Here is a 22,935-nt window from a genome sequence, read left to right on the forward strand (position 1 = left end):
TCAGCATGAGTTCATAGGTGAATGAAAAATAGCTATATTTAACAGCCGCATAGGAATTTGTTTTTCTATTCTTCTGCGATTAAAACGATAAATGAACTCATTGAGGTATTCCTGTACATATTTTTTGGATATTCCGTGGAATGTGCCCTGAATAAATGTTTTCAGGTTGCTAATGGCGATATGTACCCACGGGAGCCACTCATCAACCAATTCTTTCGGCGTCACTCTGGCTTCGTGATGCTGGGTTTTATCAATGATAGTCAATGCACGTAGCCCATCTGAGCGAACATATTGATTGGGGAGAATATGCGCTTGCACAAATTGCTCGACACTTTGGTGGCTGATACGGTTAACAGCCTGCATGGCAATATAGCCGGCTCGTTCACCTTGGGTTTCAACGGCCACAATTATCGGTGTTTTCCCTGCCGCGCCTCGACCACGTTTACCTTTTTGTTTGCCGCCAACCAAGCAATCATCCAATTCTATGTTGCCAGATAACCAATACAGTCTGTCTCTGTGCCCCATTGCGATACGCAATTTTTTCAGTATCAACCTTGCCGTTCGCCAGTTAACTTCAATGAGCTTTTTGAGCCGTAATGCTGATATTCCGCCTTTGTCTGACCCTATAAAATAAATGGCCGTAAACCATTTAGACAGCGGGATATGCGTGCCGTGAAACAGCGTGTCAGATGTCACGGATGTTTGCTTATGGCACTGACAGCATTCATAAAGCTCACGGGTATGGATTTGATAGGCTTGACGATGACCACATTTAGGGCAGATAAATCCATCCGGCCATCGCTGCATTTTCAGGTAATCAAGACAGGCATTTTCTGAATGAAATTGACGTTGCCAATCTATAAAGCTCATTTCTGACATGTTCATCATAAAACCCTCCACAAGAAGCGATTTATGGTTCTATATTACGCCCAAACTGACCGAGGTGCATAGGCATGTAAAAAATTTATTACAATATTGCTTAAGAGAGATAATAACCCCGATGCACATAGGTTATATCAATTATAACCAGATCCTGAAGATTCATTAGCATTGCAGAAACTAGTAATATCCATTTCCGAAAATGGCGGTAAAGCCTTTGAGGCTATTATCTCAGAATTTAGAGCATTCGATTTAATCACAGATATCTCTTTATCTATCATTTATAATAAGTGTAAAATACAAACAATTTAATTCAGTATGGTAGGAAGGGAGCTGAAGATAAATCAATGAAAGAATAATGTGTGTATTTAATATTAAAAAAACTTTTATATGGAACTATGTAAATTAACATGAATAGAATTCTAACAATATTTTTAATTTTAATCTCGTTTAAATCTGTGGCATTCGGGGAATATAGCGGTAATCATACATATCATTTAGATATAATGAAAAATGGTAAAACATTCACATTAAATAGTGAAGATGAAACACTAAAGATATTTAATGATAAAAATCATCTTATTTTAAATTCAAGAAATTTCATTATCGATGGCTATTCATTTTTTTCTGAAATAAAGAAACTTCCAGGAAACCATAAAGGCTTTAAAATTATTAATGTTGGCGATCGCTTTTCTAGTGACATAACATACACGATTAAGTATTATAATAACTCATTTTTTGTTACAAATGTAAAGGAGCTAGCCTTCGTCAGGAGAGATGGCAGCCTCTTGTTTTCTAATAAAATAACGTGTAATCGAAATGTTAGTTACGACCTTAACAAAGAACCATATCCCACAATTCGTACAATTATATTTGACTATGATTATGATGATCATCGTAAATTCTGTAAAACAGAGGTTGTTCCTGTCTTCTCATTAAAACTTTTAGAGAAATATTTTAAAGAAAAACAGCTATTTGGATTAACTATGGCTGATACTATACGCTTAATAAAAGAAACACCTGTAACAAATAAAAATATAGTTACATATAACAATATCGCTTATTATGTTTATAGTGCAGGTGTAGATAATGATGAATATTTAAAAGAAAATACTAAAGTAGCAATATATATTTTAGAACATGTGATAAAAAAATCACCTAATCGAAGTGTTGCATACCTTAATATTGCTGATGCCTTTTTATCAGAAAAAAATTATAGTAAAGCAACAGAGATGTATAAAAAATATATATCCATATTAAAGGCGAAAGGCAAGGAAGATAAAATACCCAAAAGAGTTAAAGATTTTTTGCTTAATCATAAATAAGCTTTATAGTAACGCAAAAAATAATTAGACATGACAATTTAACCTACTTTCTTGTTTATTTCATCTGATAAAGAGTAAATATTGTAGATATCATAATATAAACCAGAATCAAACTTACAGATAAATATCTGTCTATACTTATTGCGACCAATCCAATATTTACAGGTAACAAATTTTGAAAAATCTATTTTCAGTAGCGAATGATACCTAGAGAAAAAGTATGATTTTGGCATCGATAGATTAACATTATTCAACGATATAATAAGTCTTGATATACGGATCAGTTAGTATATTAAAGCTTCGTTACACTTAAAAACATGAATACTTAGAAAGGAACTTTATGTGCTGATGTTTAATTATATATCATAGAATAATTGTAATTATGACGGCGACTACAACCATAATGTAAATGATTAATACGTTAAGGAAACACACTTAATAATAGGACTGCACAATAGTATTCAAATTTAGAATATATGGTTATGGTAAGAGACAAATCAAACAACAATGTGTATATTAAAAATTATTTTTCTGTGTAAATTATTATGAATAAAATTCTAACAATATTTTTAATTTTAATCTCATTTAAATCTATCGCATTCGATGAGTATAGCGGTATTCATACATATCATTTAGACATAATGAAAAATGGTAAAATTTTCACCTTAACTGAAGATAGTGGAGAAGGAACATTAAAAATATTAGATGATAAAAATGATCTTGTTTTAAATTCAAGCAATTTAATTATCGATGGGTATTCATTTTTTTATAAAATAAAGAATCTTCCAGGAAACCATAAAGGCTTTAAATTTATTAATAGAGGTAGTAGCTTTGATGGTGAAATGGTATATACCGTCGAATATTATAACAAATCATTTTTTATTACAAACGTAGAGGAAAGCGCTAACATTAGGAGAGATCCTAGTTACCAGTTTTCCTATGAAATAACGTGCAATAGAAAGGTTAGTTACAACCTTAATAAAAATCCATCACCAGAAATTCCATTTGTTATATTTGACTATAACAATAATAATTATGATAAATTCTGTAAAAAAAAGATTTATCCAATCTTTCCATTAAAAGATTTAGAAGAATATTTAAAAGAAAAAATAATGTTTGAAATCATTATGGATGATGCTATACATCTAGTAAAAGAAATACCTATAACAAATAAAAATATAGCTACATATAACAACATCGCTTATTATGTTTATATTAATGATCATTCAAATGCTAAAGTAGCAATATATATTTTAGAACATGTGATAAAAAAATCACCTAATAGAAGTGTTGCATACCTTAATATTGCTGACGCCTTTTTATCAGAAAAAAATTATAGTAAAGCAACAGAGATGTATAAAAAATATGTATCCATATTAAAGGCGAAAGGCAAGGAAGATAAAATCCCAAAACGAGTTAACGCTTTTTTGCTTCACCATAAATAAACTTATGGTAACGCAAAAAATAATTAGGCATGACAACTCAAGCTATTTTTTGCTTATTTTTTCTTCCGAAAAAAATATTGTAAATGTGATAACAAAATTTTCAATCCGTATTTGTAAATAAAGCGCCCGTTAGCAACAACTACCACTGTCAACGGACGCTTTATTACAAGTCAGGAATATCACAGTGATAAAAAGCGTACTATGTGCATATATTATGTTAATCAGGTTATAGAATCACACTGGGTTGAACACCTGATGATTTAAACGCCTTTTACTCCAACGCCTGTGAATTTAACGCCAATTTATTTAGTCGCTTTTCGCTCGCTACTGCGTCGTTGCGGTTGACCGCTGCGGGACTTAGCCGGGCGGCCAGCATCACGGGAACGGCGCTGTTCAGTGCCTTTATCCCGATTATGTGGCCGCTTAGCGCGGTTATCACGATTGCTGCGGCGTGATGCATTGCTATCGGATTTATGTTGTTCATAGCGGGCGGGTAACGGAGCACCGGGTTCATAGCCAGGGGCCACAGCCACCGGAATCGTTTGCTGCTGCAAAGCTTCAATCTCTTTTAATGCCAATCGCTCCGATGGGCTGAGTAAGGATAATGCCTCACCACTGTGTCCGGCCCGACCGGTGCGGCCAATCCGGTGAATATAATCTTCTGCCTGCTGCGGCAAATCAAAGTTCACCACTAACGGCAGTGCGGTAATATCCAGCCCCCGCGCAGCGACATCGGTTGCGACGAGCGCACGGATGGCGCCGGATTTAAAATCCTCCAACGCTTTAGCACGGCGGGCTTGGGTTTTATCACCATGGAAGACTGCGCAGCGCACTCCATCCAATGTCAGTTCATCAAAGACCTGCTCTGCCAGCATCTTACTACCAGCAAACACCAGCACCTGTGACAAATTCTGCCGACCAATCATTTCCGCTAAATATTCAGATTTACGCCGCGGATCTAACAGCACGCCATGCTGACGGATAGTGCCGCTTTGGCGATCACTGGCGACATTGATCTGAATCGGCGCCGTCATCAAGCCAGATGCCAATTGGCGCACCGCTGGGGTAAAGGTGGCAGAAAACAATGCGGTGCGATGTGCCAAGGGTAATAAACGTTTAACTCGCTGAATATCTTTGACAAAGCCCATATCCAACATGCGGTCAGCCTCATCCACCACCAATTGACTGATCTGCTCCAAACTGAGCCAACCCTGACCAATAAGATCAAACAGTCGCCCCGGCGTTGCGACCAAAATATCAATACCGGCAGCAATCGCTTTGCGTTGCACGGCAATATTTGCGCCACCAAACACAGCCAGTGCCCGAAGACCTGAGTCACCGGCGCAGGTAGTAAAACAATCACATACCTGAATGGCCAGTTCCCGGGTCGGCGTCAACACCAGTACGGTGGGAGAGCTAACGGCTGAGGGGTTCTCTATAGCTAGTAAACCGGCCAGTATCGGCAAGGCAAACGCGGCGGTTTTACCCGTTCCCGTTGGGGCGCAGGCCATCACATCCTGCCCCCGCAGCAGGGCGGGAATCGCCTGTTGCTGAACATCGGTCGGGGCGGTAAAGCCGGCGTTGGCGATAAGAGTGGCGGGCAAGCCAAGGGAAGAAAAAGACATAATGCTACCGATACTGATTTTGGGAACCGGAGTGTAACAAAAGCCGCCGCCGGACTCAGCAGTTTATCGCGCCATCAATGATTTTATGCCGCCTGATGGGGAACCAATGCTGTTCGTTCATTTGTTCGTCCATTGGGGTCTGACTCGAGACAGTTATCCGTAATGGGGTGAGATCGCTTAGGTTAATCATCTAGCCTTGCGCCCATCTCTTTGAAGATGAGCTCATTGAATCCTGAGCTTTGAGTACAGGGCTTTAAGTACGGGGCGTTAAGTGCAAGGCTGTGGCTATGGTGTTTTGAGCATGATGCTTTGAACATTATGCTGCTATAGCATTATGTAGGATACAAATTGTTAAGCGATTACTCACGCATGAAATACACAGTTCTCAAACTATCTTAAGATAAGCTGTGTGCCAGGCGAGAACGGTGAGTATCACATGCTCACTATACCGTTCGGTTCCGTTATCCCATATTGCTAGCCATTTTCACACGCCGCCTTATCCAGCAGGGCTAAACGCTTGCGATACGAGTGCAAAACTGGAGCAATAGAGCCAGAGTCAGATAGCGCCACGCTCACCCATTTAAAGTCAGTCCATTTAAAGTCAGCCGCCCCAATTAATTCCCTGCTAATTGCCTGCTAACTCACACACAAACTCACATGCTAGACGCTGGTTATGACTCATCGCCAAACATCATGTTGCAAAGATATCGTGACAGATACAACAAGGTTACACACTTGTATCAATCTCTGGTCAATGTAAAAATAGTTAGAACACTAACTATTTTTGTTGAATCTATTTAACTTGGTCGGCACGAGGCCGCCTAAGTGGTGTGACTTAACACCAAAGCATCATAATTATACGGTCAGGGAGACCCGCGCCATGCCTCAGTCCAATCTGAAAGTAAAACAATACAGCCCGCAAATTCCGTTAAAACTGATTAAACCCACGCAAGACAAAGCATTTTATAGCCATGATGAACTGATGGCTTTTGATGTTGCCGCCACCCCTTGGCGAGAGACACTGGCTCGCTCATTCAAAACCGACAAACAGCTCGCACAGGTATTCGATAATATTAATCCGGTAGATGATGCGGTTTATCAAGTGATTGCAGCCCGGATCACCCCTTATATTGCCCAGCTAATGGATAAGCAGGATCCTGCCTGTCCTATCCGCCTGCAATATGTACCGGAGCAGGATGAGATGGATGTAGCCCCTCATGAGATGGGCGATCAGCTGGCTGAAGACGATATGATGCCGGAAGGTACTTCCATCGTGCACCGCTACCCCAACCGGGTGCTGTTTCTGGTACACAATATCTGTGGGGCGTACTGCCGCCACTGTACCCGTAAACGTATGGTATCGGACCCGCTTAATGTCATTTCCATGGAGCGGATCCGCCGTTCGGTCGAATACTTACGGCAACATACCGAAGTGCAGGATGTCCTGCTGTCTGGCGGTGACCCGCTGTTACTGACTGATGATAAGCTGGATCAGATCCTATCGATGATCCGCGAAGCACGGCCAGATCTGAAAATTCTGCGTATTGGCAGCCGCTTGCCGACTCAGTTACCCACCCGGATTACACCAGAGCTGTGCAAGGTGCTGGTTAAGAACCGAGTCACCCTACTCAATACCCAGGTGAATCATCCTAAAGAAATTACGCCGCTGTTTATTGAGCGGATGTCACTCCTACGCTGCAGCGGCATTATGCTGGGGAATCAAAGCGTGTTGATCAAAGGGGTGAATGACAGTGTAGAGACGATGCGCGAGTTAGTAATGGAGCTGGTCTCCAATGGTATCCGCCCATACTATGTGTATTCCATGGACCCGGCACCGGGAAACAGTAAATTTCAGGTCAGCTATGACCGTATGTTGGAGATTTACCACGGCATCCGTGGTTGGGTATCCGGCCCTGCTATCCCCACATTTATTGTTGATGGTATTGGCGGACTGGGCAAAATGCCGGTACAGCCTGAATATGTCAGCAAGCAAATGATAGACGGCCAGCCCCGGCTGATGGCCACCAACTTTGAAGGCCGCAGTGCTGATGTGTCTTTCCTATTGGCTGATAACTGATGCATTGGCTGGATTATCTGATTTTTGCCGCCTATCTGTTCGGGCTACTGCTGTTTGGTCTGTACCACTACCGCAGACATCAAGGGGGCGAGGATTACTATCTTGGTGGGCGTAATATTCGCGCTCGCCATGTGGGATTCTCCATTGCCGCAACGGATGTCGGTGGCGGCTTTTCCATCGGGTTGGCGGGCCTTGGTTTTACCATGGGGCTCAGTGGCAGCTGGCTGTTATTTACCGGCCTACTGGGTGCTTGGTTATCTGCCGTGTTATTGATCCCCAGAGTTAAGTTACTGGAGCGCAAGCACTGTTTATCGACCTACCCGGACCTCTTACTCAGCCGCTTTGGCCCCAAGGTCACACTAGTCGCCGCAGTGATCTCTTGTATTGGCTATTTGGGCTTTACCGGGGCACAACTGCTGGCCGGGGCGAAATTAGCCGCGGCCACCTTGCTTGATCCACCAGCGACAACCGATGCCAGCAGTACAGCCGTTGATCCGCTGCAACTGGCGTTATGGCTTATTGGCGGCGTAACCATTATTTACACTGTGTTTGGCGGACTTAAGGCGGTGATCTATACCGATAGTGTACAGTGGCTGATCCTGCTATTGGGCCTGGCGGGTTTTGCCCTGCCCTATGCCCTGTCTGCCGTTGGTGGCTGGCAAGGGCTGATGCATAGCCTACCCGCACACTTTTTCAGCCTAGCGTTAGCACCTATCACCGCAATTAATTGGTTGCTCACCATCACGCCCATCTGGCTGGTTGCCATGACATTGTATCAACGCATGTATGCCTGCAAAGATACCCGCACCGCCAAGCGGGCTTGGTATCTGGCCGGAGTATTGGAATATCCATTACTGGCTTTTAGTGGGGTGATCTTGGGGATGTGCGCCAGGGTATTACTGCCACATTTAGAGGCTGAAATGGCGGTACCCGCTATGATCCGCGATCTCCTCCCCATCGGCTTAACCGGTATTATTATCGCCGCCTATTTTTCCGCCATTATGTCCACCGCAGATAGCTGCTTAATGGCGGCATCGGGTAATTTGACTCAAGATATTCTCAATATTCCCGCCAGTGGCCGCAATGCGGTGCATTACTCCATGATGGCCACCGCCGTATTAGGCGTTATCGCCATCATCTTGGCTAGCCAAGCCAATCAAGTGTTGGATGCCATTTTATATGCCTACGGCTTTATGGTGTCAGGTCTGGTGTTTCCCACGCTGGCAGCACTATTTTGGCCCAGTGTTAAGCCCATGACGGCCTTACTCTCCATGTTAGCCGGAGGCGTAACAACCCTGATATTACTCTTTGGTCTGCTGCCACCCCCGCTAAGTTACTGGGACGTGGCTGCTGAGCTTGATGCCAGCATTTATGGTCTGACGCTATCGGGCGCGGTAATGCTTCTGGGGCAATGGCTATCCCCCACCCGGCCCCAACCGATCACACAGGAGTGACATAATGCCCCCGCAGCTTATACAAAACCAACAAGCCCAACGTCATCCCGAGCCATTTAAACCTGTAGCAACTACCGCGGTAAAGCACACCGCAAGCTATGACACCTGTTGTCAGCTGCAAGGCGCCAGTATCCAGCACGGCCATAACAGTGACAGGGTTTACCTGATGTCCATGGGCAGCGCCGCACCTAAAACAATTATCCCGGCGATCAAGGCGCTGGCACAGCAACACCATTACGGAAAACTCATCGCCAAAGTTCCAGCGGGGGATGCCGCCGCATTTCTACAGGCCGGATTTACAGAAGAGGCTCGGATCCCAGCTTACTATCTATCGCAAGATGCCTTGCTATTGGCCTGCTATCTTGATGAATCGCGAAAACAGCAGTATCAGCACGACCAATATGAACAACATCTGCGACATGCGATGCAGGGGCTAAGTACCATTCATCCTAAGGATGAATATGAGAATAAAAACCGTAATGGGGTAACACAGCATCAGGCCGAGTTATTGCAGATACAAGATGCCGAAGCCATGGCAAAACTGTATCGCGCCGTCTTTCCCTCTTACCCATTTCCAATCCATCAGGCTGATTTTATTCGTGAAACCATGGCGGATAATCTGCACTATTTCGGCATTCGCGATCAGCAAGGCGCACTGTTGGCATTAGCATCAGCCGAGTTGGATAAGCAGCATCTCGCTGTGGAAATGACAGATTTTGCCACCCTGCCACAGGGACGGGGAAAATCGCTGGCGGGAATACTATTAACGGCAATGGAGCAACACGTTACTCAACTGGGGTATCGAACCGCATTTACCATTGCCAGAGCGGCCTCAGTAGCCATGAACCGCACCTTCTATAAACAAGGTTACCGTTACAGCGGTAGGCTGATTAACAATACCCAGATAAGCGGCAGCATTGAAAGTATGAATATCTGGCATAAACCACTGCAGCAACCAGACGAATACCCGGCGTAGATCAAGGCCGTTTTATCGCCGCCAAGGCATATCAAGGAAATCAAAGTAACTAAGCGAGATAAAGCCTGCAAAACAATAAAACCGCACACTTAATAAAACCGCACACTTAATAAAACCACACCATGGCTGTGCGGTTTTTTATTTCATATCGAGTTCAACTGATCATATTGTGTCGATTAATGCGTTGACTTAATAGGCGTTATGCTTGGGTTTCGTGCAATGGCGTAAGCCAACAATGTTGCGAAGCTGACGGATTAGTCTTGCTCACTTAAGCTTGCTGATTACCCTTGCTTAGTAAGCTTGCCCGCGGCCGGAATGTTATCTCGGGTATCTTCAGCAACCGCCGCCGGCGTTGCTGGCTCAGGTGCATCTTGGGAATGAATTTGCCCAACCACCAGCACAGGGGCGGCATCAAGCTCTTCAGCATCCATCATATAAGCAATACGCTCCACTGCCGATAACAGTTGGCTCTGCTCCCATTGCTCTAGGTTTTGATAACGGGTGATAAAGTGTTCCTGCAGTGCCCGGGGAGCCTCCTTATACAGCACTAAGCCCTGCTCACTAAGATACAAATGCACCTTACGTTTATCCGACTGACTGCGACGACGGATCACCAGGCCACGGGACTCCAACCGGTCAACAATATTGGTGACAGTGGCTGGGCTTAAATTAATTTCAGCTGCGACCTGCTTAGCAAGGGAGCCCTCTAACTCGGCAATTTTCTGCATCACCAGCAGCTGAGGGCCAGTGAGTCCCGCGTATTTATTTAACTGTTTAGAGTGGATATCAATGGCGCGGATAATGCGCCGCAGTGATACCAGAAGCTGTTCGTACTTTTCCATAAGTGTTCCACATGCTGCTATGCCAGCCAACATACCTGCTATCACGTTGTGATTAAAGGGGGGGCGGTGATTTTTCCAGCTCAGCACCACTGAGTGCTGCACAGTTTTACGGCGAAAGCGAGTAATTCGTCACTTTATCAACATGGGCTAATTTGACCCAAGCTGTATTTCCCATGGCTAAAACCGACTATCGGGACTTTATTTGCGCAGGATCACAAACATTTCCCAAACCCGCTGTTAGGTTAATAGTCAAGGTAACAAACATCACTGCAAGTTTACATAATTCGCTGTTTTTATTGGTTTTTAGTTGCAAATGCAAGTAACGAATTATGTAAATTACTCAACCAGTTAGAGGTGAGCTTATGGCCGCAAAATTCTTTATCCCTTCCGTTAACGTGTTAGGGCAAGGCGCAGTAGATGAAGCCATTAATGACATCAAAACCCTGGGATTTAAACGGGCGTTGATTGTTACCGATAAACCTTTGGTCAGCATCGGTCTGGCCGGAGATTTAATTGAGAAGCTGGGCAGCGCTGGCATCACCTCAACTTTATTTGATGGCGTACAACCTAACCCAACCGTCGGCAATGTCGAAGCCGGTTTAGCCCTGTTAAAAGCAAATAACTGTGACTTTGTGATCTCCCTTGGTGGTGGCTCCCCCCACGACTGCGCCAAAGGTATTGCTTTAGTCGCGTCCAACGGCGGCTCGATCAAGGACTACGAAGGGGTAGATAAATCCGCTAAACCACAGTTACCGCTGGTGGCCATTAATACCACTGCTGGTACTGCCAGTGAAATGACTCGCTTCTGTATCATCACAGACGAAGCCCGCCATATTAAAATGGCCATTGTGGATAAGCACACCACCCCAGTGTTATCAGTGAACGACCCAGAGCTGATGCTGAAAAAACCTGCCAGTTTAACTGCTGCCACAGGTATGGATGCGCTGACCCACGCAGTGGAAGCCTATGTGTCTACTGCCGCCAATCCAATTACCGATGCCTGCGCCATTAAAGCCATTGAACTGATTCAGGCAAATCTGGCTACCGCAGTTAAAGAAGGCAGTAATATTCAGGCTCGTGAACAGATGGCCTATGCCCAGTTCTTGGCCGGGATGGCATTTAACAACGCCTCTTTAGGTTATGTGCACGCCATGGCTCACCAGTTAGGCGGTATGTACGACCTGCCCCATGGTGTTTGTAATGCGCTGTTGCTGCCTTATGTTCAAGAATACAATGCCCAAGTCAGTGCTGAGCGGTTAACCGATGTTGCTAAAGCCATGGGTGTGGATATTGAAGGCATGACTGCCGAGCAAGGCGCTGCTGCGGCCATTGCAGCCATTAAGGCGCTGGCCCAGGCGGTGAATATTCCTGCCAGCCTGAGTGAACTGGGCGTTAAAGAGGAAGATATTGCCACTTTGGCTGATAATGCCCTGAAAGATGCCTGTGGTTTTACTAACCCTAAACAGGCAACCCATGAAGAGATCTGCCAAATCTTCAGAAACGCACTGTAATTTGCACTGTTTGGATTCGTTGCACTAGGGCGTGTTGACGTTTCGAGTTTGTTTTTGCAGCGATTTGAGGATTCTTTATACAAGGCAGAAGCTTTGATAGGTAGTTGCGCTACCTGATAAGCTGATAACGCAGTAGAAAGGAGCCTCAAACGCTGCCCGCAGGGTTTGGCTAAAAGCGTTTTACTCTTTGTTGAGCGGTTCTTGCTTAGCATACTAGGCGACAAACCACTCGCCGCGATTAAAACGCTTTTATCTCGAACAAAATTTAATCACGAAACGTCAACACGCCCTGGTTACATCGCAAGTCTTCTACTAAAAAAGCCACCTGACGGTGGCTTTTTATTTTCTGACGTCCCATGTTACTGCCCATATATTTTTACTGGCTATGCTTCAGCTTGGCTAATCGCTTGGCCCAATATTTATCGGCCGAAACAATATATTCATCTTTATGTTTCAGCCAAGTTTCCCGTACGGATTTAGAGTAGTTGAGATATAAACGCCCGCGGTACAAGGTAAAGGCTTGCGGATCCACCGGAACCAGAAAATCCTTCGACATAGCATAGGCACAATAGCCGCCATACTGGGGTTGATACAGGGCCGGATGGGCTAAAAAGGCTTGCCGGTTTGCTTCACTGCTAAACCACCAGGTTGCTCCCTCATACTGGGCCTGAAACTGACTACTGCCGGGCAGCGCCGCATTCTGTGAAAAGTAGGCCACCACGTCATAGCCATCAAGCACCACTTTTTGGTCATTGGTATTGAGCCCGCTAGAATTGAGTGATGCGCAGCCGCCAAGCAGCAGAAGGGTAAAAGCAAACAGGACTGATTTCATCAAATTTTCCGGTCAGTGTTTTTACATCAGACCTCACCCCTTCGAAAAAGCTTTCAATCCCCGCCCCTTAATGGCGCTGAAAAAAGCGCCACAATGCCGCCGCATCACAAAAAACATCGGGCTAAGTTGACCAAAGCGGCATAACTCCCCCATGATGGAATTACCCAGAGAAAAAGGAAATGAACGGATGACAGCCATTACTCAGGTGTACAACTATACCGTCAGAACAACCCGCCAAGCAGGAACCGCAGAGCCATTTGACTGGCACAAACATATCGAAATAAACCACTCATGTGAAATTGCGCTAGACCGCATCTATCGTTGGCATAATCAGGGCGGCACACTGACCGAAGATTTAGGCGCTATTGTTATCCGCCAGCAGCCGGATAAAACTGTTTTTTATGCCGTCATGCATGACAGGGTAAATGATAATAACCATGTTATGGCCACCTTTAAGCTCATCTTGGATGCCACATCAGCCCCCTTAAGTCCAAGGGAAGTATTTACTGAGTTGCTGGCCGATTATCAAACCCGTATTAGCCAACTGAAATAATAGCGAGCAACTGATTGTTATCTCACCGCTTTACGAGCAAATACACGGGGATAACTTGATTTTATACCAGCTAATTTAGTAATCGTTAAATAAGCACTTATTATCATCAGTTTTGTGGGCTGAGCCATTCTCAGCCCTCTTCCCACCAACATACTTAACATCATGATTTACAATGCAACAGCGGCAGATATTGATCACATTCCACAAAAATAACTTCCGCACCTAAAATGTAAAACAATACAAAAACTCTCTTTTATTACCTTTAAAATCATCATTTTGATGCTTAATTACCACAGTTATCACTATAAAAAATGATTTTCACTCCGTTTGTTGTATTTTTACCACATTGCTAAAATAGTGCCGCTGTCATAGAAAAGACATATCCAGCCTGGCAGCACGGGGCATTATCGCCATCTTCATCCTTACAGGAGCTTCAGGTAAACATGCAACACCAACCCAATATCGTCATTGTCGGCGGCGGTGCCGGCGGTATGGAAATTGCCACCAAACTGGGCCACAAAGTTGGTCGTAAAGGCAAGGCCAGGGTCACACTGGTGGACTGTGCTGATAGCCATGTTTGGAAACCCCTGTTACATGAAGTTGCCACGGGCGCACTGGATGTCGGGATTGATGCACTGGATTATCGTAGCCATGCCGCGGCTCACGGCTACCACTTCCAGCAAGGCGCCATGACGGATATCGACCGGCAGGCACGCCAGATTGTGCTGGCACCGCTTTTTAACGATAAAGGCATGGAGTTACTGCCCGCTCGCCGGATTGATTTTGACTATCTGGTAATTGCCATCGGCTCCATTGCTAATGATTTCCATATTCCTGGGGTGCGGGAGCATTGTGAGTTTCTCGATAGCACCGCCGAAGCCCTGGCTATCCGTAAGCGGCTGTTGAATAAATTTATGCGCTACGCCCGCCAGGAAAAACTGGATGAGCGCATTAAGATTGCCGTGGTCGGTGCCGGCGCCACCGGGGTTGAAATGTCCGCCGAGATGCACCATGCCGTGGCGCAGCTGCAAGGCTTTGGCTATCAAATCACCCCAGAGATGCTGGAGGTGACATTGATCGAGGCCGACAGCCGTATTCTGCCCAAAGTAGAAAAACCCCAAATTTCTGAATCCGTCACCCGTGAGCTGTTGGCACTGGGCATAAATGTTATGACCGATACCCGCATTACCAAGGTCGACACGAAAGGGCTCACCACATCCGACGGTACTGAGATCCCCGCCGATATGGTGATCTGGTCCACCGGGATTAAAGCACCTGACTTTCTGCAGCAAATCGGCGGGCTGGAAACCAACCGTATCAATCAAATTGTGGTACAGCAAAATATGCAAACTACACTGGATCCGCATATTTTCGCCATTGGTGACTGTGCCGCCTGCCCGCAACCTGATGGCAGTTTTGTGCCACCTCGAGGTCAAAGCGCCCGGCAGATGGCACTGATGACGGCTGATAATATTATTTTGATGCTGAAAGGTCAGGCACCTAAGCACGAATATCTGTATAAGGATTTAGGCTCACTGGTGAACCTGTCACGCTTCCATACTGTTGGTAACCTGATGTCATTTATTGGTGGTGGGGTACTGGTTGAAGGCAAAATCGCCCGCTTTGTTTATACCTCGCTGTATCGTCGCCATCTGATCGAACTACATGGTGTGGTTAAAGGCACCTTGCTGATGTTAGCAAAAGGCATCGGCCGTATTATCCATCCACATATGAAGCTGCACTGAGGCTAAGGCTTAGCGCCTAAAGCTCAGATACTGACAAATCCAATAGCAAACAGGCCGGGCATCAATACTGCCCGGCCTGTTATTTTCTGTCTAGCTTCCGCTATTTATCTTGCCGCCATACCGTGAGCGATAGCATGGTCACAGAGGAATCTCAGTGTTGTTGCTGCATAAATACTTTGAACTGACTGATGGTATAAAGAATATCTTCTCGACTGATATCCAGATGGGTCACAAGACGAATAGAGGCCTCTGGTGTGATTAAAATGCCCTGGTCGCGCAGAAAACGCGCCAGTTTCAACTGATAAGCCGGGCTATCAGCATGGGCTCCAGTCAAGGAGACAAAGACCATATTGGTCTGCACCTGACTCAAATCAACAGCCAGCCCTTCAATCTGTGCCAACTCACGGGCTAACAGGGCGGCATTATCATGATCCTCGGCTAAGCGCGCCACATGCTGAGTCAAAGCAACTTGTCCAGCCGCCGCCAAAATACCGGCCTGACGCATGGCGCCCCCTAACATTTTGCGCCAACGTCTGGCTTTTGCGATCAGCTTTTCATCCCCGAGCAACAATGACCCTACCGGCGCGCCTAGTCCTTTAGACAAACACAGGGACACAGAGTCAAAATATTGCGCCAGATCAGCCATCTCACAGCCTGAAGCCACCGCAGCATTGGCCAAACGGGCGCCATCAAGGTGAATCTTCAGGCGATGATGAAAGGCTAACTGCTGCGCTTGGGCTAAATAAGCTTGGGGTAATACCTTGCCACCGATAGTATTTTCCAAGCTGATCAGGCGAGTACGGGCAAAATGTACATCATCTGGCTTAATGGCAGCACGGATATCATCCAAGGCAATGGTGCCATCAGCTTGATTAGCCAGAGGCTGGGGCTGAATACTGCCCAGCACTGCCGCGCCGCCGCCCTCAAAACGGTAATTGTGGGCTAGCTGCCCACAGATATACTCATCTCCCCGCTCACAATGGCTCATCAATGCCAATAAATTAGCTTGGGTACCAGAGGGCACAAACAGTGCAGCATCAAACCCAAGCAGTTCAGCTGCGCTGTCCTGTAAAAGGTTGACGCTGACATCATCACCGTAAAAATCATCCCCCACTTCAGCCTCATACATGGCCTGTCTCATCGCTGGGGTGGGTCGCGTTACGGTATCACTGCGAAAATCTATCATGACGTTATCCAAAACAATTGATCGGGTTATGCCCACTTTAGACAAAGATGGTATCGGATAACAGCCTGCTATTGTGCGCTACCGCACCAAAAAACAACAATTAACCGGTATTTTTTACAAAGATAAAATTTAACTATTAGTTAGTTAATGATAATCATCGGCAACCAATAGGCAACATCAGATGCTACCTCGGTAAAATCAATCACTGTGGAATTCGCGCGCTGCATCACACTTAAAATAAAGATTAAATTTTCTAATGCATAGTTTGATTTTTTGTTGCTTGGTCGCAGCCAAATTTTCAGGCAAAATTCATGATAATTTCACTTTCAGGTTCCAAACAATGCAAGAAGCACAGTTCATCAGTTTTCTCTGGCTTATCGGGGTTCTGGCCGAAGCGATGACCGGCGCACTGGCGGCCGGCCGCAAACAGATGGATCTGTTCGGGGTGGTGATTGTTGGTGGGGCAACGGCCATCGGCGGCGGCACCCTGCGCGACATTCTCTTAGGCAATTATCCACTCGTATGGGTGGAGCATATTCATTATCTGATTGCGATTGCCTTTGCCTCCCTGGTCACGGTACTTATCGCCCCGGTGATGCGCTATTTGTCCAAACTGTTTCTTGCTATCGATGCGCTGGGGCTGGCGGTCTTTTCGATTATCGGCGCGCAAAAATCTCTGGTACTGGGCTTTAACCCGGTTGTAGCCGTGGTGATGGGGGTTGTTACCGGCGTCTTTGGTGGGGTGATCCGCGATATTCTCTGCAATCAGGTGCCATTGATTTTCCGCAAAGAACTCTATGCGGTTGTCTCTTTGCTAACCGCGGCATTGTATGTCGGCCTAAAAGCACTGGATGTGATTGAATGGGTTAATTTGATTGTCAGCCTAGGCTTTGGCTTTGGGTTCCGTATGCTGGCGCTGAAATATAAGTGGTCAATTCCTACCTTTGATTATCAGGCAGAAACTGATCCTCACGGCCACTAGGCTATGACACAGAGCGAGTACAGATAACAGCCATATACAGTCATAAAAACGGCCGGGGGAACATTGCCCCGGCCATGGTTGTTATTTTACCTCAGGTGAGTCCTGCTCTGGGGATGGCGATTTCTCACCGGCGGGGAAATGCACATCCATCTGCGGATAAGGTATGCCGATACCCGCTTCATCGAGCCCCAGTTTTATACTTTCTAACAGCTCATAATATGCCGGCCAGTAATCCGGGGTATTTACCCAAGGGCGAACCACAAAATTGACGCTGGAATCCGCTAGTTCATAAACCGCCACTGTAAAGGCTGGCTCTTCCAGCACATACTGATTCTGCTCCAGTAGCTGACTTAATAGCGCTTTCACCTCTCGCACATCGGCATCATAGGACACCCCAATCACCAAATCGATTCGCCGACTGGGCATCGCAGAATAATTGGTAATACTGCCATGCATTATGGCGGAATTGGGTACTGTCACCACCTTGTGATCCGAGGTCAGCAACCGCGTGGAAAATATAGTAATTTCATCCACGGTTCCCGACACCCCGGCCGCCACAATATAATCCCCCACCCGGCATGGTCGCAGCAGAATAATCAACACTCCGGCAGCAAAATTGGACAGTGATCCCTGTAGCGCCAAACCTATCGCTAAACCAGCCGCTCCCACTGCAGCCACCAATGACGCTGTATGCACCCCTAACTGCCCCAGGGTTGCGATAACCGTAAAGGCAAACACAGTGGCCCACATCATGTTGGCAATAAAACTCACCACGGTTTGATCGATATTGCGCCGGGTCAATACCTTGTGGGTCATGGCTTTTGCCAGCGATGACAACCAACGGCCAAGGGCAAAAATCACTATCGCTAACAGCAGTTTTAGCCCGTATTCAGTCACCAGCTCAGGTAACTGCTGCATGATTTTATCGCTGCTGAGTACCAGAGTATCCTGCATATCCGCCATTACTGCCCTCCTTGGCGGTTATCCGCCAAATGTCGCTGCTGCACAATAAATGCAACGCGGCGATTCAGTGACCGGCCATGGGCATGCTGATTGCTGGCTGCGGGCTGACTGGCAGCCTTTGCCTGAATCTTCAACCTGACAGGATCGATTTGATAATCATTGATTAATGCAGTGCGGATCAACTCTGCTCGCCGATAGGACAGCGGTTGATTCTGTAACTTATTACCCTGGTTATCCGTATGCCCGACTAGATAGAGGCTGACCGCCGGATAAGTGCGTAAAAACGCCGCTATCTGGGCTAAAACCGGCCATTGTGACTGAGGCAAATGACTGCTGTCAGAGGGAAAATAAACCGCCAATGGCTCAGTTGTCGCACACTTTGGCGGGTAACTTTGCCCTTGGCTATCCGGCAAGCACAAGGTGCTCAGGGGCGTCTCACTGCACCCATTAGCATGCACTGCCAGCCCTTTAGGCGTGTCGGGGCAAGCATCTTTATAATCTGGCACGCCATCATGGTCCTGATCGGCAAAGGCCATTGCCTTGGTGGATAACCCCGCTAAAAGCAAAACCAGCGCCAGCATCAACATCATGTTGCCAGACGATGTGAATGTCCCGGCTAGCTTTACCCTGTTACCGGCAGCAAGGCTGCGATATGTCAGCCTCTTGGTTTGTGTTGCCATCATGCTTGCTCCCATTTATTTTCCGTTTTCATGGGTATAGCTTACTGACAGGCAGAAAACAAAGTCCCCAACTATCAGGATAATTTGCCCCAATAATGGCTTCGAATACTGTCATAGGCCCAGTTAAACAGCAGGGCATAGGCAAAAAAGAAGAGTAAAAATCCCGCTTCCAGTGCCAATGCATGCAACAGGGAAATGTCCAGATACCATGCCACACTGGGGACAGTAACAAAAATTAAGCCGCCCTCAAATCCTGCCACATGGGCCAACCGCAAGGCCAGATTGCGCTGCAAGCGGGGCACCGAACACCAAGTATCAAATATCAGGTTGTAACAAAAGTTCCACACCACGGTATACAGGCTTAGCGCAACCCCCACCAATACTAACTCCCCGGCACCGCGCCCGGTAATGATGGCGGTTAGCGGGATCATCAGCCCAAGGGCAATCAGTTCAAATAAAATGGCATGGCCTACCCGCTCCTTTACTCCCATCACGGCGCTGTTCGTCTGCGCTGTCTCCTGTTTAATCACCCTACGCTGCATAATTGACTCCCGTAAAAATCAGACAAAGCAGCATTATCATCTGTTATATTTATAGCTAAAAGTTAGTATCTATCTGAAAATACGATATGTTAACCTCGGAACAATTAAGCTGTTTTGTCACAACCGTGGAGCAAGGCTCATTCTCTGCTGCTGGGCGCAAACTGGGTAAAGCCCAGTCAGCCGTGAGCCAACAAATTATCAATATGGAGATTGATAGCGGCACAGTGTTATTTGACCGCAGCGGCCGCACGCCGGTATTAACCCCAGCGGGGAAACAACTGCTCCCCTATGCCCGGGCCGTACTGGCCCAACATTTACGATTGGAGTTGCAGCTCTCTGCGCTACAACACAATGAACCGGCCAAATTGACGCTGGCATTGGATGAAGGTATCCCGCTCAATGGCCTGTTGCCGGTATTGCAAACCTTGACGGCGCAATTTCCCCACCTTGCATTGGAAACGCTGTCATCTGCCAGTGCCGATATTATTGATATGGTGGCTGAGGCTCGGGTGGATTGCGGGGTGATCTTTAGTGGGTTGCATTACCCTGCCATGGTGGATTTTGCTTCACTGGGCTGCGTCGCCTTTGATATCTACATCAGCCCTAACCATGCGCTGGCTCATACCCCATCACTGCATGCAGATATGCTGCGACTCCACCGCCAGCTAGTGATTGGCGCCCGCAATCAAGCTACCTGTGAATTTAACTATCCCCACTCGCCGGATGTCTGGCATGGCGATAATTACTATCTACTAGGGGAAATGACCCAAGCCGGATTAGGCTGGGCAATGCTACCTTGCCATATTGCTGCGCCGGCGGTAGCTCAGGGACAGCTTATCCGTTTGCCGGTGGCACTGGATCACCTTGGCTGGCAGGCCAATGTGGATTTAATTAGCCATCAGCGCATGGCGGCCAATCCTGTCTGCCAATTTCTGCGCCGTCATTTATCCACCCTGTTGCCACAGAACGAGGGGAAAACTGACAATAGCAACAGCTAAACAAAACAGGCGGCATAACACCATGTTATGCCGCCTGTGAGCTGCCAAGGCTGAATTTCTTACGCGAGTTTACTGCTCAGCTTTGGGCGGGTAATTAGCCAGAATTTTGGCCACTGACTGATTAATAAATTCAGTGCGTGCCTCGGGCGTTTTCTTGTCTTTGACAATATCAGAAATACTGCCGCGCCAGACAAGTTGTTTGGTGTGAGCATCAACCAAATCAACTATCAAGGTGCCAACATTGTATTCCCGAACCTGGGTTTGTGTCTGAGCGCCACCCCAAGGTGTGCCCCATCCCCACCCCGGACCATAGTATGGATAATAGGGGTTATAACCGTAGTAATTGGTAAAGGTATCCACATCCACCTTGGTATCTACCTTGGTCAGATAGTTCACCAAGAGCTCAGCATCGGCCTTATTGACCTGCTTCAAGCCTTTGGCTGCCAACTGGGTATCCACCGCATGACGCACTCTGGCATCCATCAGGCCATCGAGATGATACTCCGAGCCGTCATTATCGGCGGTGGCCCAAGCAAAGGTATGAAACTGACTGAAATTGATCTGGGGGTTGTAATCCCAGTTGGTATTGACGCTGGAGCAGGCACTTAAGCCCAACAGCGCACAGGCGAGGAATAGTATTCTCATCATGGTTCACCTACTGCTAATTATCATTGTTGCGGCAACCTGGCAGTCACCGGAAAAACCCACAGTAAACCATGGGTTAGCGCACAATTCTCGCTCTTGGATAATAAATGATCCGCCGCCGGGTTGCGATGGCAATTTTTCCCTTGGACCGGGCAATCAGCCAGATGGGCATTAATCTTGTTTCACACTCCCGCCCCGAGGCGTTATTTGATAGACTCGAACGCTAAATTCACCCAATTTTTACCCGTCATGAGAATCGATCCCAATATCGCGCTGGTCTTCAGTACCGACAAAGGCCGCATCAATCCTGAGCCCGAAGTCAAAGCCGTGCCCCAAGGCGACGGTACAGTGCGTATTCACCGGGACAGCAAAGGCCGTAAAGGCAAAGGGGTTTCCGTGATCAAGGGGCTGGGGCTGGACCAAGCCGCACTGAAAACCTTGGCACAGAAACTGAAAAAGCAGTGTGGCTGCGGTGGCACAGTGCGGGAATTTGATATCGAAGTGCAGACAGATAACCGGGAGTTAGTTAAAGGACTGCTGGAAAAACTGGGCTACACAGTGAAGCTGGCCGGCGGCTAAGACCGGTCACGGGAGCGTGAAATATGCAAAGTCTGCAACACCATTTTTTGGTGGCAATGCCATCACTGCAGGATACTTTTTTTGAGCGGACTGTGGTTTATATCTGTGAGCATGATAGCAAAGGGGCGATGGGGCTGATTATTAACCGGCCTTTTGATATCCCGGTGCTTGAGCTGCTGGAGCAGATGGAGCTAACCACAGAGCAAACCCGTTATATCGGATTAGATCAGCCCGTTATGGTGGGTGGACCGGTCGCTGCAGAGCGAGGATTTGTACTGCATACGCCACAATCTGGCTGGAGTAACAGCCAAGCCCTGAATGATGAGCTGATGCTGACTACGTCTCGAGATGTCTTGGCATCCCTGGGAACTGAGCAGGCCCCGGCACAATTTTTAGTGGCGCTTGGCTATGCTGGCTGGAGTCAGAATCAGTTGGAAGAGGAGCTAGCAGAAAACAGCTGGCTCACCATACCTGCCAATATGAATATCTTGTTTGATGTCCCTTGTGAGGACAGATGGCAACAGGCTACCCGCACCTTGGGATTTGATGTATGGCAGATGTCCGGGCAGGCCGGGCACGCTTAATAAGTGAAATAAACATGAACACACAAACAGTACTGGGCTTTGACTATGGCACCAAGAGTATCGGTGTTGCCATTGGCCAGCAGTTAACCGGCTCTGCCAACCCACTGACATCCCTTAAAGCCGTGGATGGCATTCCTAAATGGGAACAGATTGAAGCCCTGATTAAAGAGTGGCAGCCGGATTTTATTGTGGTTGGCCTGCCATTGAATATGGATGGTACAGAGCAGGAGATGACCCTGCGAGCACGCAAATTTGCTAACCGCATCAATGGCCGTTTTGGCATAAAAGTGGTAACCCAAGACGAGCGTTTGACCACCACTGATGCCAAAGCGCGACTGTTTGAGCTGGGCGGCTACAAGGCATTGACCAAAGATCAGGTAGATGCAGTTTCTGCCGTACTGATTATTGAAAGTTACTTTGAAAATCAGTACCAGTAAGCCTCCAATAACCAAATACAATAAAAAACCGGCAGCAAAAGCCGGTTTTTTTATGTACTAATGAAATTAGCACTG

Annotated in this window: 21 protein-coding genes and 1 pseudogene; 13 read left to right on the forward strand and 9 right to left on the reverse strand. The window is 46.7% G+C overall.

Annotation, left to right across the window (positions count from 1 at the left end):
* Entirely contained in the window at positions 1 to 885 is an 885-nt protein-coding gene (locus NFHSH190041_RS14110; protein WP_261925010.1) for an IS1595 family transposase, read from the reverse strand.
* Between the two features lie 404 nt (positions 886 to 1,289).
* On the opposite strand from NFHSH190041_RS14110, the gene NFHSH190041_RS14115 reads away from it, so the two are divergent.
* Positions 1,290 to 2,204 carry a tetratricopeptide repeat protein gene (locus tag NFHSH190041_RS14115; RefSeq protein ID WP_261922410.1) on the forward strand — a complete coding sequence of 305 codons (915 nt, stop codon included), beginning with the start codon at positions 1,290 to 1,292 and terminating at the stop codon, positions 2,202 to 2,204.
* 545 nt (positions 2,205 to 2,749) lie between these two features.
* On the forward strand, positions 2,750 to 3,649 hold the full coding sequence (locus tag NFHSH190041_RS14120) for a tetratricopeptide repeat protein (protein WP_261922411.1): 900 nt from the start codon (positions 2,750 to 2,752) through the stop codon (positions 3,647 to 3,649).
* Between the two features lie 302 nt (positions 3,650 to 3,951).
* On the opposite strand, the gene NFHSH190041_RS14125 is transcribed toward NFHSH190041_RS14120, so the two are convergent.
* A complete protein-coding gene (locus NFHSH190041_RS14125; protein ID WP_261922412.1) occupies positions 3,952 to 5,274 on the reverse strand; it encodes a DEAD/DEAH box helicase in 1,323 nt (440 codons plus the stop codon).
* Between the two features lie 880 nt (positions 5,275 to 6,154).
* On the opposite strand from NFHSH190041_RS14125, the gene NFHSH190041_RS14130 reads away from it, so the two are divergent.
* From NFHSH190041_RS14130 to ablB, 3 genes are read left to right on the forward strand one after another with little or no spacing between them, the layout of a single operon-like run.
* Positions 6,155 to 7,351: a KamA family radical SAM protein gene (locus NFHSH190041_RS14130; protein ID WP_261922413.1), complete on the forward strand. Its 1,197-nt coding sequence runs from the start codon at positions 6,155 to 6,157 to the stop codon at positions 7,349 to 7,351.
* Positions 7,351 to 8,805 (forward strand): sodium:solute symporter, encoded by a 1,455-nt coding sequence (locus NFHSH190041_RS14135; RefSeq protein WP_261922414.1) that lies wholly within the window; start codon positions 7,351 to 7,353, stop codon positions 8,803 to 8,805. The genes NFHSH190041_RS14130 and NFHSH190041_RS14135 overlap by 1 nt, the downstream gene beginning before the upstream one ends.
* A gap of 4 nt (positions 8,806 to 8,809) precedes the next feature.
* A complete protein-coding gene (ablB, locus tag NFHSH190041_RS14140) occupies positions 8,810 to 9,781 on the forward strand; it encodes a putative beta-lysine N-acetyltransferase (protein ID WP_261922415.1) in 972 nt (323 codons plus the stop codon).
* A gap of 368 nt (positions 9,782 to 10,149) precedes the next feature.
* Here ablB and NFHSH190041_RS14145 read toward each other — a convergent pair.
* A pseudogene (locus NFHSH190041_RS14145) lies at positions 10,150 to 10,623 on the reverse strand (MarR family winged helix-turn-helix transcriptional regulator); the annotation flags it as partial.
* A gap of 362 nt (positions 10,624 to 10,985) precedes the next feature.
* Here NFHSH190041_RS14145 and yiaY point away from each other — a divergent pair.
* Positions 10,986 to 12,134, forward strand: coding sequence for an L-threonine dehydrogenase (gene yiaY, locus NFHSH190041_RS14150; RefSeq protein ID WP_261922416.1), 1,149 nt, complete (start codon positions 10,986 to 10,988; stop codon positions 12,132 to 12,134).
* A gap of 376 nt (positions 12,135 to 12,510) precedes the next feature.
* Here the strand turns inward: yiaY and NFHSH190041_RS14160 are convergent, their stop codons facing one another.
* Positions 12,511 to 12,966, reverse strand: a complete 456-nt coding sequence (locus tag NFHSH190041_RS14160) for a YHS domain-containing (seleno)protein (protein ID WP_261922417.1) — start codon at positions 12,964 to 12,966, stop codon at positions 12,511 to 12,513.
* 187 nt (positions 12,967 to 13,153) lie between these two features.
* On the opposite strand from NFHSH190041_RS14160, the gene NFHSH190041_RS14165 reads away from it, so the two are divergent.
* The gene (locus NFHSH190041_RS14165; protein WP_261922418.1) at positions 13,154 to 13,519 is read left to right on the forward strand and encodes a cytoplasmic protein; all 366 of its coding nucleotides are present in this window, start codon (positions 13,154 to 13,156) and stop codon (positions 13,517 to 13,519) included.
* A gap of 443 nt (positions 13,520 to 13,962) precedes the next feature.
* Positions 13,963 to 15,264, forward strand: a complete 1,302-nt coding sequence (locus NFHSH190041_RS14170; RefSeq protein WP_261922419.1) for an NAD(P)/FAD-dependent oxidoreductase — start codon at positions 13,963 to 13,965, stop codon at positions 15,262 to 15,264.
* Positions 15,265 to 15,415: 151 nt separating this feature from the next.
* On the opposite strand, the gene ltaE is transcribed toward NFHSH190041_RS14170, so the two are convergent.
* Positions 15,416 to 16,450, reverse strand: a complete 1,035-nt coding sequence (gene ltaE / locus NFHSH190041_RS14175; RefSeq protein WP_261922420.1) for a low-specificity L-threonine aldolase — start codon at positions 16,448 to 16,450, stop codon at positions 15,416 to 15,418.
* Between the two features lie 340 nt (positions 16,451 to 16,790).
* Here ltaE and NFHSH190041_RS14180 point away from each other — a divergent pair, with 340 nt between their 5' ends.
* Positions 16,791 to 17,432, forward strand: a complete 642-nt coding sequence (locus tag NFHSH190041_RS14180) for a trimeric intracellular cation channel family protein (protein ID WP_261922421.1) — start codon at positions 16,791 to 16,793, stop codon at positions 17,430 to 17,432.
* Between the two features lie 81 nt (positions 17,433 to 17,513).
* On the opposite strand, the gene NFHSH190041_RS14185 is transcribed toward NFHSH190041_RS14180, so the two are convergent.
* The 3 genes from NFHSH190041_RS14185 to NFHSH190041_RS14195 all read right to left on the reverse strand — a co-directional run bounded on the left by NFHSH190041_RS14185 (position 17,514) and on the right by NFHSH190041_RS14195 (position 19,617).
* Positions 17,514 to 18,395, reverse strand: a complete 882-nt coding sequence (locus NFHSH190041_RS14185) for a mechanosensitive ion channel family protein (RefSeq protein ID WP_261922422.1) — start codon at positions 18,393 to 18,395, stop codon at positions 17,514 to 17,516.
* Entirely contained in the window at positions 18,395 to 19,078 is a 684-nt protein-coding gene (locus tag NFHSH190041_RS14190) for an OmpA family protein (protein WP_261922423.1), read from the reverse strand. Before NFHSH190041_RS14190 ends, NFHSH190041_RS14185 begins: the two co-directional genes overlap by 1 nt.
* A gap of 71 nt (positions 19,079 to 19,149) precedes the next feature.
* Positions 19,150 to 19,617: a PACE efflux transporter gene (locus tag NFHSH190041_RS14195; RefSeq protein WP_315972945.1), complete on the reverse strand. Its 468-nt coding sequence runs from the start codon at positions 19,615 to 19,617 to the stop codon at positions 19,150 to 19,152.
* 86 nt (positions 19,618 to 19,703) lie between these two features.
* On the opposite strand from NFHSH190041_RS14195, the gene NFHSH190041_RS14200 reads away from it, so the two are divergent.
* Positions 19,704 to 20,615, forward strand: coding sequence for a LysR family transcriptional regulator (locus NFHSH190041_RS14200; RefSeq protein ID WP_261922424.1), 912 nt, complete (start codon positions 19,704 to 19,706; stop codon positions 20,613 to 20,615).
* Positions 20,616 to 20,684: 69 nt separating this feature from the next.
* On the opposite strand, the gene NFHSH190041_RS14205 is transcribed toward NFHSH190041_RS14200, so the two are convergent.
* Positions 20,685 to 21,260, reverse strand: coding sequence for a DUF4136 domain-containing protein (locus tag NFHSH190041_RS14205; RefSeq protein WP_261925135.1), 576 nt, complete (start codon positions 21,258 to 21,260; stop codon positions 20,685 to 20,687).
* A 249-nt stretch (positions 21,261 to 21,509) separates the two neighbouring features.
* Here NFHSH190041_RS14205 and yciH point away from each other — a divergent pair, with 249 nt between their 5' ends.
* The 3 genes from yciH to ruvX are packed head-to-tail and all read left to right on the forward strand — an operon-like array spanning position 21,510 to position 22,860.
* On the forward strand, positions 21,510 to 21,839 hold the full coding sequence (gene yciH / locus NFHSH190041_RS14210) for a stress response translation initiation inhibitor YciH (RefSeq protein WP_261925136.1): 330 nt from the start codon (positions 21,510 to 21,512) through the stop codon (positions 21,837 to 21,839).
* Between the two features lie 23 nt (positions 21,840 to 21,862).
* Positions 21,863 to 22,423 (forward strand): YqgE/AlgH family protein, encoded by a 561-nt coding sequence (locus tag NFHSH190041_RS14215; protein WP_261922425.1) that lies wholly within the window; start codon positions 21,863 to 21,865, stop codon positions 22,421 to 22,423.
* A gap of 14 nt (positions 22,424 to 22,437) precedes the next feature.
* The gene (ruvX, locus tag NFHSH190041_RS14220) at positions 22,438 to 22,860 is read left to right on the forward strand and encodes a Holliday junction resolvase RuvX (protein WP_261922426.1); all 423 of its coding nucleotides are present in this window, start codon (positions 22,438 to 22,440) and stop codon (positions 22,858 to 22,860) included.
* Positions 22,861 to 22,935 lie beyond the last annotated feature (75 nt).

Origin of the sequence: Shewanella sp. NFH-SH190041, assembly GCF_024363255.1 — a bacterium.
Lineage (GTDB): Bacteria > Pseudomonadota > Gammaproteobacteria > Enterobacterales > Shewanellaceae > Shewanella.

Excerpts from the sequence above, each read along its gene's own strand:
- NFHSH190041_RS14110 (WP_261925010.1), bottom strand. The coding sequence starts at position 885 with ATGAACATGTCAGAAATGAGCTTTATAGATTGGCAACGTCAATTTCAT.
- NFHSH190041_RS14115 (WP_261922410.1), top strand. The coding sequence starts at position 1,290 with ATGAATAGAATTCTAACAATATTTTTAATTTTAATCTCGTTTAAATCT.
- NFHSH190041_RS14120 (WP_261922411.1), top strand. The coding sequence starts at position 2,750 with ATGAATAAAATTCTAACAATATTTTTAATTTTAATCTCATTTAAATCT.
- NFHSH190041_RS14125 (WP_261922412.1), bottom strand. The coding sequence starts at position 5,274 with ATGTCTTTTTCTTCCCTTGGCTTGCCCGCCACTCTTATCGCCAACGCC.
- NFHSH190041_RS14130 (WP_261922413.1), top strand. The coding sequence starts at position 6,155 with ATGCCTCAGTCCAATCTGAAAGTAAAACAATACAGCCCGCAAATTCCG.
- NFHSH190041_RS14135 (WP_261922414.1), top strand. The coding sequence starts at position 7,351 with ATGCATTGGCTGGATTATCTGATTTTTGCCGCCTATCTGTTCGGGCTA.
- ablB (WP_261922415.1), top strand. The coding sequence starts at position 8,810 with ATGCCCCCGCAGCTTATACAAAACCAACAAGCCCAACGTCATCCCGAG.
- yiaY (WP_261922416.1), top strand. The coding sequence starts at position 10,986 with ATGGCCGCAAAATTCTTTATCCCTTCCGTTAACGTGTTAGGGCAAGGC.
- NFHSH190041_RS14160 (WP_261922417.1), bottom strand. The coding sequence starts at position 12,966 with ATGAAATCAGTCCTGTTTGCTTTTACCCTTCTGCTGCTTGGCGGCTGC.
- NFHSH190041_RS14165 (WP_261922418.1), top strand. The coding sequence starts at position 13,154 with ATGACAGCCATTACTCAGGTGTACAACTATACCGTCAGAACAACCCGC.
- NFHSH190041_RS14170 (WP_261922419.1), top strand. The coding sequence starts at position 13,963 with ATGCAACACCAACCCAATATCGTCATTGTCGGCGGCGGTGCCGGCGGT.
- ltaE (WP_261922420.1), bottom strand. The coding sequence starts at position 16,450 with ATGATAGATTTTCGCAGTGATACCGTAACGCGACCCACCCCAGCGATG.
- NFHSH190041_RS14180 (WP_261922421.1), top strand. The coding sequence starts at position 16,791 with ATGCAAGAAGCACAGTTCATCAGTTTTCTCTGGCTTATCGGGGTTCTG.
- NFHSH190041_RS14185 (WP_261922422.1), bottom strand. The coding sequence starts at position 18,395 with ATGGCGGATATGCAGGATACTCTGGTACTCAGCAGCGATAAAATCATG.
- NFHSH190041_RS14190 (WP_261922423.1), bottom strand. The coding sequence starts at position 19,078 with ATGATGGCAACACAAACCAAGAGGCTGACATATCGCAGCCTTGCTGCC.
- NFHSH190041_RS14195 (WP_315972945.1), bottom strand. The coding sequence starts at position 19,617 with ATGCAGCGTAGGGTGATTAAACAGGAGACAGCGCAGACGAACAGCGCC.
- NFHSH190041_RS14200 (WP_261922424.1), top strand. The coding sequence starts at position 19,704 with ATGTTAACCTCGGAACAATTAAGCTGTTTTGTCACAACCGTGGAGCAA.
- NFHSH190041_RS14205 (WP_261925135.1), bottom strand. The coding sequence starts at position 21,260 with ATGAGAATACTATTCCTCGCCTGTGCGCTGTTGGGCTTAAGTGCCTGC.
- yciH (WP_261925136.1), top strand. The coding sequence starts at position 21,510 with ATGAGAATCGATCCCAATATCGCGCTGGTCTTCAGTACCGACAAAGGC.
- NFHSH190041_RS14215 (WP_261922425.1), top strand. The coding sequence starts at position 21,863 with ATGCAAAGTCTGCAACACCATTTTTTGGTGGCAATGCCATCACTGCAG.
- ruvX (WP_261922426.1), top strand. The coding sequence starts at position 22,438 with ATGAACACACAAACAGTACTGGGCTTTGACTATGGCACCAAGAGTATC.